The sequence below is a fragment of the Halobellus ordinarius genome (assembly GCF_031823395.1).
In the GTDB taxonomy this organism is placed as follows: domain Archaea; phylum Halobacteriota; class Halobacteria; order Halobacteriales; family Haloferacaceae; genus Haloquadratum; species Haloquadratum ordinarius.
On sequence record NZ_JAVQKJ010000010.1, the window covers coordinates 147,703 to 162,326 of the forward strand.

At 54.7% G+C, this 14,624-nt stretch carries 12 protein-coding genes; 5 read left to right on the forward strand and 7 right to left on the reverse strand.

What is annotated here, in order from left to right; all coding sequences use genetic code 11:
- Window positions 1-122: 122 nt before the first annotated feature.
- From RJT48_RS15925 to RJT48_RS15945, 5 genes are all read right to left on the reverse strand, one after another.
- Window positions 123-2,984, reverse strand: a complete 2,862-nt coding sequence (locus RJT48_RS15925; protein WP_311173329.1) for a UvrD-helicase domain-containing protein — start codon at window positions 2,982-2,984, stop codon at window positions 123-125.
- Window positions 2,981-5,569 carry a PD-(D/E)XK nuclease family protein gene (locus RJT48_RS15930; RefSeq protein WP_311173330.1) on the reverse strand — a complete coding sequence of 863 codons (2,589 nt, stop codon included), beginning with the start codon at window positions 5,567-5,569 and terminating at the stop codon, window positions 2,981-2,983. Before RJT48_RS15930 ends, RJT48_RS15925 begins: the two co-directional genes overlap by 4 nt.
- Window positions 5,570-5,620: 51 nt before the next feature.
- A complete protein-coding gene (locus tag RJT48_RS15935) occupies window positions 5,621-7,453 on the reverse strand; it encodes a hypothetical protein (RefSeq protein ID WP_311173331.1) in 1,833 nt (610 codons plus the stop codon).
- A 9-nt stretch (window positions 7,454-7,462) separates the two neighbouring features.
- On the reverse strand, window positions 7,463-8,479 hold the full coding sequence (locus tag RJT48_RS15940) for a hypothetical protein (protein ID WP_311173332.1): 1,017 nt from the start codon (window positions 8,477-8,479) through the stop codon (window positions 7,463-7,465).
- A 235-nt stretch (window positions 8,480-8,714) separates the two neighbouring features.
- A complete protein-coding gene (locus tag RJT48_RS15945; protein WP_311173333.1) occupies window positions 8,715-9,146 on the reverse strand; it encodes a helix-turn-helix domain-containing protein in 432 nt (143 codons plus the stop codon).
- A gap of 132 nt (window positions 9,147-9,278) precedes the next feature.
- On the opposite strand from RJT48_RS15945, the gene RJT48_RS15950 reads away from it, so the two are divergent.
- Entirely contained in the window at window positions 9,279-9,854 is a 576-nt protein-coding gene (locus tag RJT48_RS15950; protein WP_311173335.1) for a DUF8170 family protein, read from the forward strand.
- Between the two features lie 46 nt (window positions 9,855-9,900).
- Window positions 9,901-10,341, forward strand: a complete 441-nt coding sequence (locus RJT48_RS15955; protein WP_311173336.1) for a TRAM domain-containing protein — start codon at window positions 9,901-9,903, stop codon at window positions 10,339-10,341.
- A 16-nt stretch (window positions 10,342-10,357) separates the two neighbouring features.
- Here the strand turns inward: RJT48_RS15955 and RJT48_RS15960 are convergent, their stop codons facing one another.
- A complete protein-coding gene (locus tag RJT48_RS15960; RefSeq protein ID WP_123622873.1) occupies window positions 10,358-10,765 on the reverse strand; it encodes a hypothetical protein in 408 nt (135 codons plus the stop codon).
- A 244-nt stretch (window positions 10,766-11,009) separates the two neighbouring features.
- On the opposite strand from RJT48_RS15960, the gene RJT48_RS15965 reads away from it, so the two are divergent.
- Window positions 11,010-11,471: a hypothetical protein gene (locus tag RJT48_RS15965; protein ID WP_123622871.1), complete on the forward strand. Its 462-nt coding sequence runs from the start codon at window positions 11,010-11,012 to the stop codon at window positions 11,469-11,471.
- Between the two features lie 357 nt (window positions 11,472-11,828).
- Here RJT48_RS15965 and RJT48_RS20650 read toward each other — a convergent pair whose 3' ends face one another.
- A complete protein-coding gene (locus RJT48_RS20650) occupies window positions 11,829-12,092 on the reverse strand; it encodes a helix-turn-helix domain-containing protein (RefSeq protein ID WP_345784757.1) in 264 nt (87 codons plus the stop codon).
- 120 nt (window positions 12,093-12,212) lie between these two features.
- Between RJT48_RS20650 and RJT48_RS15970 the strand changes: the two genes are divergently transcribed.
- Together RJT48_RS15970 and RJT48_RS15975 are read left to right on the forward strand one after the other, a co-directional pair.
- Complete coding sequence (locus RJT48_RS15970; RefSeq protein ID WP_123622867.1) at window positions 12,213-12,461, forward strand: HalOD1 output domain-containing protein; 249 nt, start codon at window positions 12,213-12,215, stop codon at window positions 12,459-12,461.
- A gap of 349 nt (window positions 12,462-12,810) precedes the next feature.
- Window positions 12,811-14,526: a sensor histidine kinase gene (locus tag RJT48_RS15975; RefSeq protein ID WP_311173337.1), complete on the forward strand. Its 1,716-nt coding sequence runs from the start codon at window positions 12,811-12,813 to the stop codon at window positions 14,524-14,526.
- Window positions 14,527-14,624 lie beyond the last annotated feature (98 nt).

Sequence of the window (14,624 nt, forward strand, 5' to 3'; positions counted from 1 at the left end):
ATCTCGGTCGGTGTTAAGTGCGCGGATGTTCTTCCCTGCTCTGAAGAATCCGTTGCCGCCGAACAACTTGCCCCGAACGAATTTCGGTTATGTTCAAGGAGATGTCTGGATTTGCGGTATGACTACTCGACAACGCTGGCTTCCGAACGTTGTTCTTGACTAATCAGCGCGACTAGGTCCGTTTTCGATAGTGGATCAATATCAACACGGACCCCTTGTGCAGTATAGAAGATCCCTGCGGTCACCTCTCGACCAGAGAACCATTCATTCAGCACGTGATAGTACACGCTGAGTTGCTTCCGATACTCATCCTCGGCGTGCCGCCCAAGGTCGGTTTTGAAATCGATGATCTCGACGGCATCGGGACGAAGGTGAACGAGGTCGACGATTCCTGAGATGGTGACCTGCTCGCCGTCGACGGTGAGTGGCAGATACGCATCCTCCTCGACTCGGAATTCTCCATCGAGGGAGTCCAGGAACGACTTGATGTGACGCTCGTCGTCGTTCGAGGGTTCGACGTCCCCCTCAAGTACGTACCGCTCAGCGAATTCGTGGGTCTGCGTTCCGAACGCGGTCCCTCTTCCGTCGTCGACGTCCTCGAACACATCGTCGCGCATAAGCGTGTGCGGCGAGTGTCCGACCGGGCCGTCCGGCGTTGGCACGGAAATCTGCAAGTGTGCCTGCGTCGTCTCGTCGATATCGTCTTCCTGAACGTTGGGTTCCAGCTCCTCGAGGTCAACCGGGAGCTCTTCAATGAACGTGTTCGGGCTCTCGCCTGCAGCGAACACGAGATGGCTCTCAGCCCGCGTCATCGCGACGTAGAGCAAGCGTCGCTCTTCGTCGTATCCACGCGGCAGACACTTCCGGAGGACGTCAGTCCGCCAGTTGTCGTGAATATGTGGATACCCGTGATCATCGGCGTAGAGCTTTCGCTGGCGTAGTCCAATCGGATCGTCGAACGTGATCGCGTTACTGTTCCCGCCTGACGGTGGGAAGCAATGGGAGTTCATGTTCGCAAGCACGACAATGGGGTGCTCGAGTCCCTTGGCCGCGTGGATGGTCTGGACCGTCACCGAATTCATACCGGCGCTCGCGTGGACCTCGTGGGTGCTTCCGTCCTCGATGCCGCGTTCGATGAATCGGATGAGGTCACCTCGTGTCAATGTCGTCGCGCTGTGGACGGACTGAATCGTCGTCAGCAACACGTCGGCGTAGGCCCCGTCGTAGTCGTACTGGGAGAATACACGCTGGGCAACCCCACCGACCGTCTCCAGGGCCGCAAGCTCCGACTTGAACGCCTGCATGTTGGTGGGGTACTCCTCGCTATCGAGGACGTGTTTGACCTCGTCGAGCGTGTAGCCAGTTTCCTCAAGCACGACTGCCCATCCTCGCTCCGCGTCGGATTCGAGAATTCGCAGCCACGCCAAGAGAAGCTTCGCCGGGTCAGACCGGAACAACTCGATGCCTCCTTCGTATGCCATCGGCAACCCATACGTCTCGGCGACAGAGAGGAGTTCTCGGCCGAAGTCACGAGTTCGGGTGAGGACGGCGATGTCACCGTACTCTGGCAGACGAAGTTCCCCATCCTCCTCGATCTGATACGCGTCGTTCCCGACGATCTCCTGAATCTTGGTCAGAACGGCTTCGTGTTCGTCTTCGTGTTGAATCGCCTCTATCTGAGAGTTCTCGTGCGATGCGTTCGATGAGAGTGACACAATTCTATCTCGCACGGCCGTCTCGTCGACGTCATCCGTGCTCGCCGCGGGAGTCACCAGGCTGTGCTCGGAGAAGTCGAGAATGTCCTGCGTCGACCGGTAGTTCTCGACGAGCTCTATGTCGATGATCGGGCGAGTCGCCCACGAGACTCTCTCGTGATCCTCGTTGAGTTCGTCAACGAACCGATCCAACCGGGATTCGAACTCAGTGATGTTCTCGACGGCAGCATACTGGAACGAGTAGATGCTCTGTTTCCAGTCACCAACGACACAGACGTTGTTCGTGTTCGCGAGCAGGAGAGCGAGTTTGAACTGGATCTCGCTAGAGTCCTGGAACTCGTCGATCATCACGTACTCGAACGCGACATCGTTGCGGAGTCGGTGGTCGTCACAGAGCAGGACGAACGCGAACAGCTGGAGGAAGCTGAAGTTGAGATAGTTCCGACTGAGTGCGAACTCAAGGTACTCGTGGTAGACGTCGTGAACGAAGTTCTTGAGCTCCTCCCGCTGTTCGTCAAACACCAGCTGTGCGACGCTATCAGGAACCTGCTTCTCACCCCATCCGCCACGGATCTCGTCCTCCTCGGGCGCGTCTGGGAGATAACACTTGTCGTCCCCGTAGCCTCCGAGTTTCGAGCGAAGCTTCGACTGCTTGTTCCCGTCGTTACGGGGCTGGTTCAGCTCGTCGAAGATCTCGCGGAACGCCTCGAAATCACCGTCCAAATACCGTTCGCCGTTGCGATACCAGCCATCAGCCGTTGGGAAGACACCTTTCGCCGCAAGCTGATTGATTAACCCGAGGAGTTCGACGGGTTCCTCGACGGCGCGGAAGAAGTCGTCGTACTCGGAGTGGTCGTCGCTGAACCGACGGATGAACTCGCGGAACTGCGCCTTCTCGACGTTTTCGTCTTCGAGGACACGTGTGGACCCAGTGATGCGATCGTCGAGGCCGAGGAGCGTCGGTGCCTCGAAGCCGTGCTCCATGAGGATATCGTGACAGAGGCTGTGGAACGTCTGTATCGGTGCCTCCGAGAGTTCACGCATCCCGTAGTCACAGTGGGCGACGATTCGGTCCTTCATCTCCGTCGCCGCGTTGTTGGTGAACGTCACGAGGAGGACGTCCTCAGGTTCGACATCGTCTTGGTCGATGATTTCGGCGTAGCGACGGGTGACGGTGAACGTCTTTCCAGTCCCTGCGCCGGCGTCGACAACATGGATTCCCTGTTTGCTATCGATGAGGTCTTGCTGTTGGTCGTTTGGTACAGTCATCGTGACTCACCTTCCAGGATGCAATCGCGGTTGTCCACGTACCGATAGTTTGGATCGCCACCGAGTCCCTGAACCGGGAAGCGCTCATCACCGGCACGACGGTCGTTCAACTGCGAAAGGCGATCTTGGACGAACTGCTCGAAGGCGTCCACGTCGCCGGTGAAATAGTTCTGGTTGCGAATACGGAGCAAGTGTCTCAGGGCCTGCTTGCAGCCATTTTTTACGTACTTGTAGTCCCCAACATCAGCAATCAGTCGCTCTGTGAGCGCCTCGCCGAACTCGGATTCGATGAGTTCGTCATTATCACTGATGTCCGGGAACTCGTACGCATCCAACACCGCTTGGTAGACCTCAAATGTCGACTTCGAGAAGGTCTTGTTACAGTCGTTCGCGGCGTCTTCCTGCAGTTCGGTGAAGACAGCTGGACTCGCGATATATTCCTCGTAGGTGACTGGGTAGTAGGTCACCGTCGTGAGGCAGTCCTCGAGAGAACCACCCCCAGTCACCACATCGTCAAGCGTTTCGAGGAAGTGGAAGAACGTGAATCGCAGTTCCTCATCCGGGTGCTCAGTCCGCTGGTGAGCGAGATACAGCAACGCCTGAAAGTTCGGTTTGTCGCTCGGTGGACCAAGCGCCGAATGCTTTACAATCGAATATGCTGACTTCTTTGAGCCACTCTTGTAGTCGAGGAGTCGGGTCGGGCTGTGAACGAGGTCGATCTTGCCCTTCAACCCGAGATCAATGTTCTCGAACCAGCGTTCGGTGTGCGACGCATCGATGGGGCGGTCGTAATACTCGGCGAAGAAGTTCTCTCCCCGACCACCGTCAGGCGTCACCAGGCCGTCACCGTGAGGCGGATTTGCATCGAGGAATTCGACGATGGTCTGGAGACCAACGTGGTACTTGGTGAGTCGGACTTCCCGGTCGACGCCCCGGAGGAACGGGTCGACTTCGTCGAGAATCACTGCGGCTACATCGTCGAGTGTATCAGACGTGATGGCGTCCGGATGCGAGACATAGAACTCCGCGAAGTCGTGGAACAGGTTCCCTTCCCTGAAGTGGTCCTTGTCCGGGTTGTCGACGAGTCGACTGAAGAAGTAGTCGCGGGGTGAGTTTACGTAGGTGTTCAGGCTCGATTGGCTGAGTGCGGTGACTTCTTCGGGGGAGACATCGAGTGGTTCTTTTTCGAATCCGTCCTGTGTCGTTCGAGACGCCCGTGAGTGCCGCAGTGAGTCCAAGTCACTGAATCGGTCAAACTCCTCGTCGAACAGTTCCTCGAAGTATAGGCACGGGGTGACGGGCGTTCCGCCGGCGGTGTCCTGCACGAGGTAGTACTGGTCGACGCCGTTCTGCAGGAGGAGTTGGAACTGACGGATGTTCCGCTCGAACTCCTGATCTCGGTCGACCCACGGGCGACGAGGCGACGAATGTGTCCAACCTTCGTCGAGGCCGAGATAGAACACGACGGCACGGTCGACGTGAGCGGCTGATTTTGCATCCGCCAAGAGGACACCGTCGTTCTCCCGATCCACAGGCACTTCGTACGACTGTAGATAGAACTCGAGACGGTCAACTGCCGGTTCGGTGACGGCGTCGTCAAGGAGGCCGAGCGTCGCGAGTTCCTCTCTGAAGGCGTCGATTGTGGCGTCCGTGACTGCTTCGTATTTGTCGATGGCCTCCTCGAATGTGCGGGAACGAATCTCATCACGGAACTCAAGGATCCAGTCTACTTCCGGGCGGTCAAGGTCGTAGAGACGCTTCTCGTCGTGCTCAATGTCGATGGGCATCCCGAGCTGGGTGAGGAGTGGTCGAACGTCGCCTACTCGCGTATCCCGGCCAGCGTGGGCACTTCGAAGGAGCTGTAGAAATGCACGGTGACGAGTATCGTCATTGAACCCCGGACCACCGTAGTATGGAATCTCTGCAGCTTCCAGCGCCGACTCAATGAGCGAGGAATATTGGCTAGCTGCATCGAGGACGACAGCCACGTCGTCGGCGTTCTCCGGTGTAACCGTATCGAGGACCGCGTCGACGATTGCGGCCGGTGAGTCGAGAATGCGGAACGATGGATGGTCGAATGACTCCTCGGTGAACGGGTCGATCGTCTCGTAGTCTGGGGGAAGGATCGAGCGTTCGAGTTCGGTAAGCTGCTTGAAGCCGACGACAGCGACCGACGCGTCGGCTTCGATACTGTACTCAGTGAGACGGTTAGACGTCGTGTCCATCTCTGCGATACAGTCGACAGCAGTGTGCGTTGCCGTCGTCGCGAACTGCTCGTAGTCCAGAACAGCGTCAGCCGTTCCCTGGTACTCCCAGCACTGGAGGATGTTCCCGACCGCATAGGACGCCTCCTTCCAGTTGAGATCAGTCGTCTCGATGATTTCGAGGAACGCGAGTCGATCCTCGGCCTGTTCTCGGCGTCGGGCAGCCAGGCGCCGTGGTGTGATCGCGAATGGCCCGAAGTGAGGTTGGTCAAGACGCCTGTTCAGGGCACTCGCCATCGGCGCATCCGGCACGAGCACAAGGTCGAAATCCTTGCATTCCTCGTAGAGAGAATCGATAGATTTCGCTCGTGTAATTGACACGGACTAGCAAACTCAGGTGGCTTTCAAAAATGTGTCGTCGGAACAGTCTAATCAGAAGTTCGGGATGATTCCGATAGATAACGGAAGTAGGGGGTAAACGAACGAAAGAGAGATGATGATGAGAGTGACTATTGCCGCTCCTCTGCTAAAATAGTCGTAACCACTGTGGCCAAACGGTCCATCAGTGGGAGCAAAAGAAAGGATTACAAGCACTACACCAGAGACCGCTAACGCAAGTGACTGCGGTTGTCCGAACGAAAATGCAAACCCAGACCAGATTGCCAATCCGCACCAGACGATGAGTAAAGCGTAGAAAACCCTTCGAAGTTGGGTTTGTGCCCGCTGACGTTGCGTTTCAGCTAACCCCACGTATGCTGATTTCCGGTCTTCCAGATCACCAAACCGGAATAGATCCTTGTTGAACCGGCGGATGTGCTTCTCATAGAAATCATAGTCGTTCTTCACCTCAGTGATTGTGTCGTCCAGATCCTCAATTCTCCCTTGAATGAGGGGGAGGTAGAACCCAACAATCACAATAAGAACAAAAATCGAAAACGGTGGCACCAGATCTCGGTCGCTCCATCGAAGTACTAAGAAGATGTTCGCGACGATTGCACCAAGGAGCGTGAACGTCAACCGTTGGATATCTTGAGAGGTTTCATTGGCTGCCGACGAAAGCCTCTCAGTCAATCCAGCCATCAATGTCTGCGTGTCTTCAAGTACATCACTTAGAGCCTCGAAATTTTCTTCGACAGCAGATACTTGGAGGTCCTGATAACTCGATTTAATGTCTTCAATGACCTCTGGGAGCATCTCGATGCCACGCTCCGTACCTCGACAATGTTCAGTTATCGCCAGCTGCCAGAGATCTCGAAATGCGTCTTTTTTCTCTTCAGCTTCAAACGATTGATGAAGGTCTCTAATCGCACAGATTCCACTCTTGCCCCACTCTGCACATTGCTCAGACAAATCAATCCGGGGGTTGAATTCAGGTTCACTAGAGAATTGGAACTGCATCGTCTGACCGTCACGGTCAACAGCTGCGGAGAGAACTCCTAAGAGAGAATATGCATAGAGAGAAGAAACTTGTTCGCTATCGCAGGTTTCCCAAAGACCCTCAACTATCGAAGGGTGGATTGGTGAAAGGTCTCCACGCCAGTGAGTGAACTTTCGGGAAGCAGACATAGAGTCAAAGTACTGGTCGGCAGCCTCCTCAAGCTCCTCCTTTGGGAGTTCTTCAACGCTACTCGCGGTCCACATTGTAACGGGAAAGACCTCATCAGGAGCATCCTGAAGAAAGAGAAATACAGGGAAGGATTCGTATTCGAATAGCTCAGCAGCAACCTCATGTGGGCTGTGACTTCCGATCCATCTGAACAAATCCGATGGCGACCACCAAAGGAGAGGATTCAAGTTTAATCCGGAGGAGAACTCCTCGCTGAGGAGGTCCGAAGCAATTCGTCCCTTCTGAAGGCCAAGTTCGATGGTGACGGTAGTGTTCGCATCGTCGAGTTCTGATGCAAATTCATAAAGCAAGCCAGCAGCGTTCCGGATCTCATCTGGATAGTACCGGTCAAACCCTCGGCGATAAAAATCTACGTCGACGGCAGGATCCAGATCGCGGTCTGCGAGCGCCTCTAGACCTTCGTCGTTTACGCTGAGTTCTCTCCCAGACAATTCGAACAACCGCTGATCATCAGCTATCAAGCGAAATCCGCTAAAATACGCAGGAAACGAATCCCAAGCCTCGAATAGATTTTTGAATGTGCCCTCGGACAGAGAGCTGGCCTCAGTATTTATCGAGAGATTAGAGATGGCTTCATCATTGACTGATCCGGTACTCGAAACTGCGACTATCCTTTGAATGAACTCACGAGGCGTCATTTGAATAGGCTAGAACAGGTCTCGGATGTCAGGAACATTAGACAGGTCGTCTACTAAGGAGCGCTTCCCATTCCCACTTCCGACTGTGAGCTCTGGCTGTAGGTCAGACAGTAGCATATAGAACTGATCACCGTCTCGTGCGAGTTGGACATTATCACTTTCACGCAACTCACTTATTGATACACGGATCGATTTCCCTGCAATTCGAACACTAACGTCTCCCTGATCAACGTCTACCTCCGTTCCATCGGCATCATCCAACGTAATTGGGCCCCCATCAGTGAAGTCCTGATACGTGGAATAAGCAGCCGAGGTTTCATTTTCGCTGGCACGTTGCTTGATTGCAGACTCAACTAGTTCGTCCGGATGCGGAGCTGCTTTGAGATTCAGGAACCCGTACCAATACTTGGCGTAGTGTTGTGCCCCTCCCTCCTGATACAGCTGTGCACTATCTTCGTCAATTAGCTCCTCGTATTTGTCGTACTTAGGATAGACGACGCTTTTGTCCGTCTCTTCTTGGATAACGCGCTCGTTTTCGGTGAATACTGCTTCTGTGTCTTCGTGGTCGAGGTCAATTTCGTGAGCGCCTTCTAAGTAGGGAGTCTTTAGAATCGCAGCGAAGGTGTCGTCGTACTCGCTAAATTGAGTATAAATGAGAAGATCCGATACAGAGCGTGCTTCATTAAGGTAGAGCTGGGAAAGAGACTCTCCAACACTTTCGATGTCACTCCCATCTCGAACTCTTTCGAGTAATTCTACAGTCGTACGGTCCTCACCCTCAAGGTTTACCGATGCACTACGAGCAGCATCCGTGAAGATGTGGTTGCGAGCATTCTTCGTGTCGTCACTATTGTAACGTCGCCCAAGTGTGTCCCGCAGCATACTTGCGACAATCCGCTCGGCTTCTGCACCAGCGTCAGTAACTAGATCGTCTTCATCAAGCGTGCCAACAAGATCCGGGGTCGGTTTTTCGATTTCCTCACCCATTTCGCAACTGAATACGGCAACAGACTCGACATCCACCATTTTTGTAATTCAATAATAGCCGTGGTCAAATGTCTATCGGAGAAGATGACATATTGTGACCACAATCTCACACAGCCTCGGAGGATGGAATTGAGGCGTGCCTTCTGTTACGATTCATCTGTTCTGAATCGAAATCGAGACTGATCTCTCTTGGCGGCTTTGCGCTGGTTACGCTTCCGGAATCTCTTGGATGTCGAGTTCTCCGTCTGGCAAAACGTACGCCCCGAGGTGAGTATCAGTTCCGTCCGTTCGGCCGCTCGACGCCCTCGGCGGCCTTGATTTCGTCTGTTTTCTCGACTTCAGCGAACAGTTCTCGGTATGCGTCGGGCTCGAAGAGGTTGTTCCGGTCGAACAGCTCGCGGGCGGCGTCGGTGAGCTGAAAGAACCGGTACGGCTGACCCCGTTCGAGCCCTTCACGATCTCGTTCGATGGCCTCGATCAGTCCCACTTCCTCCAGCCGGATGAGGTGGTCGGTGAGCGTCGACGCTGCGATACTCGGGTTGTAGTATTCGAGTTCCTTCTTCGAGGGCGCGCCTTTCGGGTGACCGACAATCGTCCCGATGATATTCGCGCGGGTCGTGTCGTCGAGGACACTCAACGCTGCGATCGGATCGAGGCCGGCCGCGTTCTCGGCTGGCGTGAGCGGGGTGGCGTCAGGCCGGGACATTGTGTATCAGTGTTTGCCCCCCGGCCGCATAACCATTTCGGCGAAACTCGAAGTGGTAGTCAGAGTGCTTGCGTATTCCACTTCCGGTCGTATTTCCGTACCGTTAGGTGGCGGTAGTGACTGGTGCCCAGTATGGCCAACGACGACGCTACCCGTGCCGTCATCGACAAATTGGGTGACCAGCCGGGCGAGACGCTCACACCCAAGCGGGTCGAGGCGATCCAGACCGCGATGCACGAGGACCTCGGACGGTTCATCGACAACACATCCTATTTTGTTCTCGGTTCCTACGATGAGGAGGAGCGACCCAGATTGGAAGCCGTTCGCGACCAACTCGCGAGTGATGCCGCTGCCTCGAACTCAGATGATGGCGTCGACGCGTTCCTGATGGATGATATTCTGGATGTCTCGGAGTTCTTCACGTCGAAATTCAAGCTGTTGGTCAGCTACGCGGATCATATCGTGGGGGTATACGAACACTCCCAGGGCGGGCACGCGTGGGAAGCGGGCTACATCGATCAGCCGACCTATCGGGATCGGACGCGAGCGTTTTATCGAACCTACGAGACTGAGGAGGAACAGTACGCGGCCTACGACGGGATGTTCGCACACTACCTCCTTTCGATGGATCGTGTTGATCGTGCATACACATGGACGACGCCCGAGGAACTTCGCGATGGTGTGGCGGACGCCTATGCGCCCGACTGACGACGTGAGGAACGACTATTTGCGTCGGACGCTGAATCTTCTCGTGATGGTCGAGATCCCTGACACACTTCGCTCGGTATTTACTGCGACTATTGAGTCCGACGATGAGAGCTACACATTCGAGATTCCAGAGAATGAGGTGCGTCACGATGCCATTCAGCCCGGTGAGACGTATCGAATCGCCGTTCTCGAAGCCGAGGCTACAACAGCCCGATCCGAGTCCCATCTTTCAGATTCGCCGTCAGGATCTTCCTCAGCTGTCGGTGAACACGGTTCTCCTGAGCCACCCGTTGAGGAGGGTAAAATTCGAGACGTGTCGGTTGAGACGGTTGGCGACCAGGGGGATGGCATCGCGAAGGTGGACCGCGGGTACGTCGTGATTGTTCCGGAGGCTCAGCCCGGTGAGGTACCGACTGTCGAGATCGAACAGGTGCAACAGAACGTTGCGTTTGCCAGTATCGTTGAGCCGGATCCTCGAACGCTGTGATTCTGTTGTTTCACGTTTAGAATGGATTGGCTAGGTCGGTGTCAATGAGCCGAGTCGCGTGGTCACGGGTTGCCTGTTCGACCGCTTCTTGGTCTGTGAGCAAGAAACAATTGTAGTTACTGACGCTGCGCTGGATCACGGACTGTTTAAAGATGTTGTCGGGATGGGTCGTGTATTTTTGCACCACGACGACGAATTCTTCGATCGTATCGACGATGACTAGCCCGTATCCTTGATCACTGAGGAACGATCGGAGCTGGGTAAATTCGTCCGGAGGGACCTCGAAGCGATAATGCTGGTTGTTGTAGTAGTGCTTGAGGCGATCGAACACCTCCTCGTTGTCAAAATAATGCTTGAACAGATACCTCTCATCGACCTCAAAGACGTTGACCCGTTCCTCGCCGCCTCGGTAGAATGCCGCCATTCCGCATGGTAATAGATACCATGAATAATTGAGTGTTCTCCCCTCATCAAGCAGTATCCCTCAAAACAATTCATCACACTTCCAGAGGATCGATTAGGTATTTCTCATCGACGAGAACGATTTATTTGCTGGTGAAGCCTGCGAATAGGAGCTGGAGTCACCGGAGTTAGCAGTCTTCGCCTAGTCAGGGTAGAGCAGTATTTTCACCCGGATTCTTATTTCATTTGAAAACACAGTTCTTGATATGAGTGTATCGGATGTCGTAGACTCTCTTTGTCAGGAGTGGCGTAAGGAAGCTGGTGAACTGGAGGATAGACCTGAGGAAATTAAAGAACAGCAAGACAGCTTCTACAAAGGGAGTTGGGATGCTGCCCGTGAACGCGCAGAACCAGATATAAAACGGAAAGCCATAGAGGACTGTATTGAGGATCTCGAAGAGAGTAGCTCGATAGATGAGTTCTTAGAATCGTTAGCGGATTGGCGGAAGGAGGCAAACGAACTGGATAAGAGAATCTTGGACTCGAACGAATGGTTTAGAAAATCCACACGACGACGGCAGTTAGAGGCTTGTATAGACGAATTCGAGGAGGCGTTCCCCGAGGATAATTTTGATGAGTGCTACCGATGCGGATCTCTACAAGTGCCGGTTAGTGATAAAAGACGTAGTGAGGGGTACCGGTGGGAGTGTGAAGAGTGCGGATATTAGCGTACTATGTGCGAACCTTGATGATCTGTATCCGGCGATTCTGGGCATATTCCTGTGTGACAGGGGAGAATCCAGACGCATTATCTAGAACGAAGCGGTCTACGGGTGCAAGCCGCTCAAAATACTGTTGGACTCTGGTGTGAACGGAACCGACTGCCTCTCATCTATGGTGATTCCGTTATCTAACGTTCGCATCGCAAGGCCAGCTTCACCTGTCGTCACCGATTCTCTGTAGGCTCATATTCCACTTTGTTCCGTAGGAGGTTCTATATGAGACTCGCATTGGAATCGTTCCTCAACCTAGTTACCACTCGGAATTACGCTGCCCTGTTGACTCCAAGCTCCAGAAGAGGGAATTTATCCTTCACGTACTAATTCTCGAGCGTCTAGATCGCCATTGAGGTACTGTTCCCCTTCTCGGGTTATGTCGTAGACACCGTTACCGAGGTGGACAAGAAGCCCGTAGGCTACTAGCGTTTTGCAGCGAGCGTTGATGTGTTGGCGAGAAAAGCGAACGCGACCGCTATCTGCCATTTCCTTGGGAGTGTCGGGGCCCTCTTCAGCGAGATGTTCCAGAATCCGATCATCAGCGCGAGACATCCAGTCAGCATCAAAGCGCATAATCGCTTGTGGTTGCGCCGACGCTATCTCGAACGCGCTACGTCAAGTAGCAAAGCTAACCGCTTCTGTAGTTGACTACAAACCTTTAAACGGCTGCCATCCGACATTCTGAGCGTACAGATGAGTTCTTCACCAGTGGACAGCCCGGCCGAGCCGAATGATCTCCTTGTCGATATTATTGAGACGCTGGAGGCGCGTGGGCTCGATGCCGACGCCTTCCATCTCCAGGATTACGTCGACGTTGACGCCCTTGACCAGCTCGTGAACGCGCCATATGGAGACGTAGAAGTACGGTTTACGGTCGACGGAATCCGGTTGGCTGTCACACCGGACAGCGTCGACGTTCTGACCGACGAATCGGAAGAATAGGAGCCACAGTAGTCGGTTGCCTGCTAAGTGGTGTATCCGGCTACGATCCGCGCACACCTATGTTGATCGACGAATGCACCGAAAACCCGGTGACCACGTCTGTTAAGTGGTCACCAAGTCGTATTATATAAGAATGAACCTGGTGTATCGCGTGGCTAGCCAGTGGTCGGTCACTGTCCTTGGGTTTGTCCTTCTGTTACTTACTCTGGGTCGCGCGATAACTGATACCAACAACCTTGTCGTGGATTTTATCGAAGTATCACTTCCGTTTATTGTCGGAGTTAGCCTCATCATTGGCGGAACTTGGCTGGCACGAACACATCCAACCGACCGTATCATTCAGCTGGCTATGTGGATTCTTGGTGGCGCACTCGTCGGCGTGGCCGTCACCGTCTGGGTACTATTCATCATCTCACTCGAACAAATACCCGCCGGCGAGCCGACTGTTCTCGTTCTTAATGACGTCGGTCTCTTTATGGCTGCAGGAATCCTGCTCGGCTACTATGCGACCGGTTTCGAAGCACGTGAACACGAGCTCGAACTGTCCGAACAACGGTTTCGCGCCCTGACCGAGAACTCGTCATTCGCCGTTATTACGATCGACGAGTCGAGCACGATTCGGTACGCGAACGACGCCGTCGAAGAGCTGTTTGAATATTCACCAGCGTCGCTTACCGGGAAGCCACTCACGATGCTGATGCCCGATCGGTTGCAGGCACCACATCGCGACGCGATGACGCAGTATTTGTCAGCGGGCGAGCGCTCGCTCGACTGGGCGGGGGACGAAGTGGTCGGCCAGCGAGCGAACGGAGAGGAGTTTCCCGTGGAGGTTAGCTTCGGCGAGTATGCTGTTGCCGACGAACATCTGTTTACAGGTGTCATTCAGGATGTCTCCGACCGGAAGGCGGCCGAACACCGACTCCATCAACACACGACGAAAGTGACCCAGCTCCACGAGATCGCCACTGACATCACCGTGGCTGATTCGAGAGCGGCTGTCCACCAACGGGCTGCTGACGGCGCCGTGGAGTTGTTCGGTGCAGATGTCGCGCGAGTTGCCGTAGTTGAGGGTGACCAGCTAGTTCCAACCGTCAGTTCCGATTCTGACGATGTCGATGCTAGTGATCCGGTTCCGCTCTCGTTCGGGTACGCCGGACAGAGCTATCAAACCGGCACCGTGATTCGAATCGACGATCTCGCCGACACGCGATCAGCAGCCACGTCGACGATCCGCGATGGCGGGGCTGAGTCTGATCCCCAGTCACGTGAGGATCCCCGAGCGTTGTTGAGTATCCCGCTCGAAGGCTACGGTGTCTTGCAAGTGCTCGCGTCGGAGCCGGGTTCGTTCACCGAACGCGACGAGGACGTCGCGGAAATGCTGGAAACTCACGTCATGATAGCCCTCGAACGGCTGTCCGCAGAGGCAACGATTCGACGGGAGCGCGACCGCCTCGAAGAGTTCGCCAGTCTCCTCTCTCACGACCTGCGGAATCCGTTGAACGTCGCCCAGGGACGGCTCGAACTCATCGAGAACGATAGTGACCATCTCGATGCCATCGAACGGGCGTTGAATCGCATAGAACGAATCATCGAAGATATGCTGGCACTCGCCCGTGAGGGCGATGCTGTCGGCGAGACGGAGACAATTTCGCTCGACGAACTTGCCACGCAGGCCTGGGAAAACGTCGCAACCGACGCTGCAACACTCGAAGTTGAGACGGATCTACACCTGAATGCAGATCGCAGTCGTCTCGTCCAAGTGTTCGAAAACCTCTATCGAAATGCGATCGAGCACGGCGGCGACGGAGTGACGGTTCGAATGGGAGCTCTCACTGATGGCGATGGCTTCTATATCGAGGACACAGGACCGGGAATTCCGACAGCCGAGCGGGAGAACGTGTTCGAAAGCGGGTACACGACGCATCAAGAGGGCACGGGCTTCGGCCTCGCAATCGTCAGGCGGGTCGTCGAAGCTCACGGCTGGACGGTTGCAGTTACTGACGGGAGTGACGGTGGTGCACGGTTCAAAATTTCGGGGATACAATCCGTCACGACTCCATACTGAGATACGCCGGCCAGGGCAGGCGGGGTTCAACTATTCAAACAACGGGGCCTGACTGTCGGAAAGTCATTCCATATGCAGCGGGGATTCAACGAAAGTCG

Coding starts and splice junctions, on each gene's coding strand:
- RJT48_RS15965 (WP_123622871.1), top strand. CDS start 11,010: ATGAGTGTATCGGATGTCGTAGACTCTCTTTGTCAGGAGTGGCGTAAG.
- RJT48_RS15940 (WP_311173332.1), bottom strand. CDS start 8,479: ATGGTGGATGTCGAGTCTGTTGCCGTATTCAGTTGCGAAATGGGTGAG.
- RJT48_RS15925 (WP_311173329.1), bottom strand. CDS start 2,984: ATGACTGTACCAAACGACCAACAGCAAGACCTCATCGATAGCAAACAG.
- RJT48_RS15950 (WP_311173335.1), top strand. CDS start 9,279: ATGGCCAACGACGACGCTACCCGTGCCGTCATCGACAAATTGGGTGAC.
- RJT48_RS15955 (WP_311173336.1), top strand. CDS start 9,901: ATGGTCGAGATCCCTGACACACTTCGCTCGGTATTTACTGCGACTATT.
- RJT48_RS15935 (WP_311173331.1), bottom strand. CDS start 7,453: ATGACGCCTCGTGAGTTCATTCAAAGGATAGTCGCAGTTTCGAGTACC.
- RJT48_RS15970 (WP_123622867.1), top strand. CDS start 12,213: ATGAGTTCTTCACCAGTGGACAGCCCGGCCGAGCCGAATGATCTCCTT.
- RJT48_RS15975 (WP_311173337.1), top strand. CDS start 12,811: ATGTGGATTCTTGGTGGCGCACTCGTCGGCGTGGCCGTCACCGTCTGG.
- RJT48_RS15960 (WP_123622873.1), bottom strand. CDS start 10,765: ATGGCGGCATTCTACCGAGGCGGCGAGGAACGGGTCAACGTCTTTGAG.
- RJT48_RS20650 (WP_345784757.1), bottom strand. CDS start 12,092: ATGCGCTTTGATGCTGACTGGATGTCTCGCGCTGATGATCGGATTCTG.
- RJT48_RS15945 (WP_311173333.1), bottom strand. CDS start 9,146: ATGTCCCGGCCTGACGCCACCCCGCTCACGCCAGCCGAGAACGCGGCC.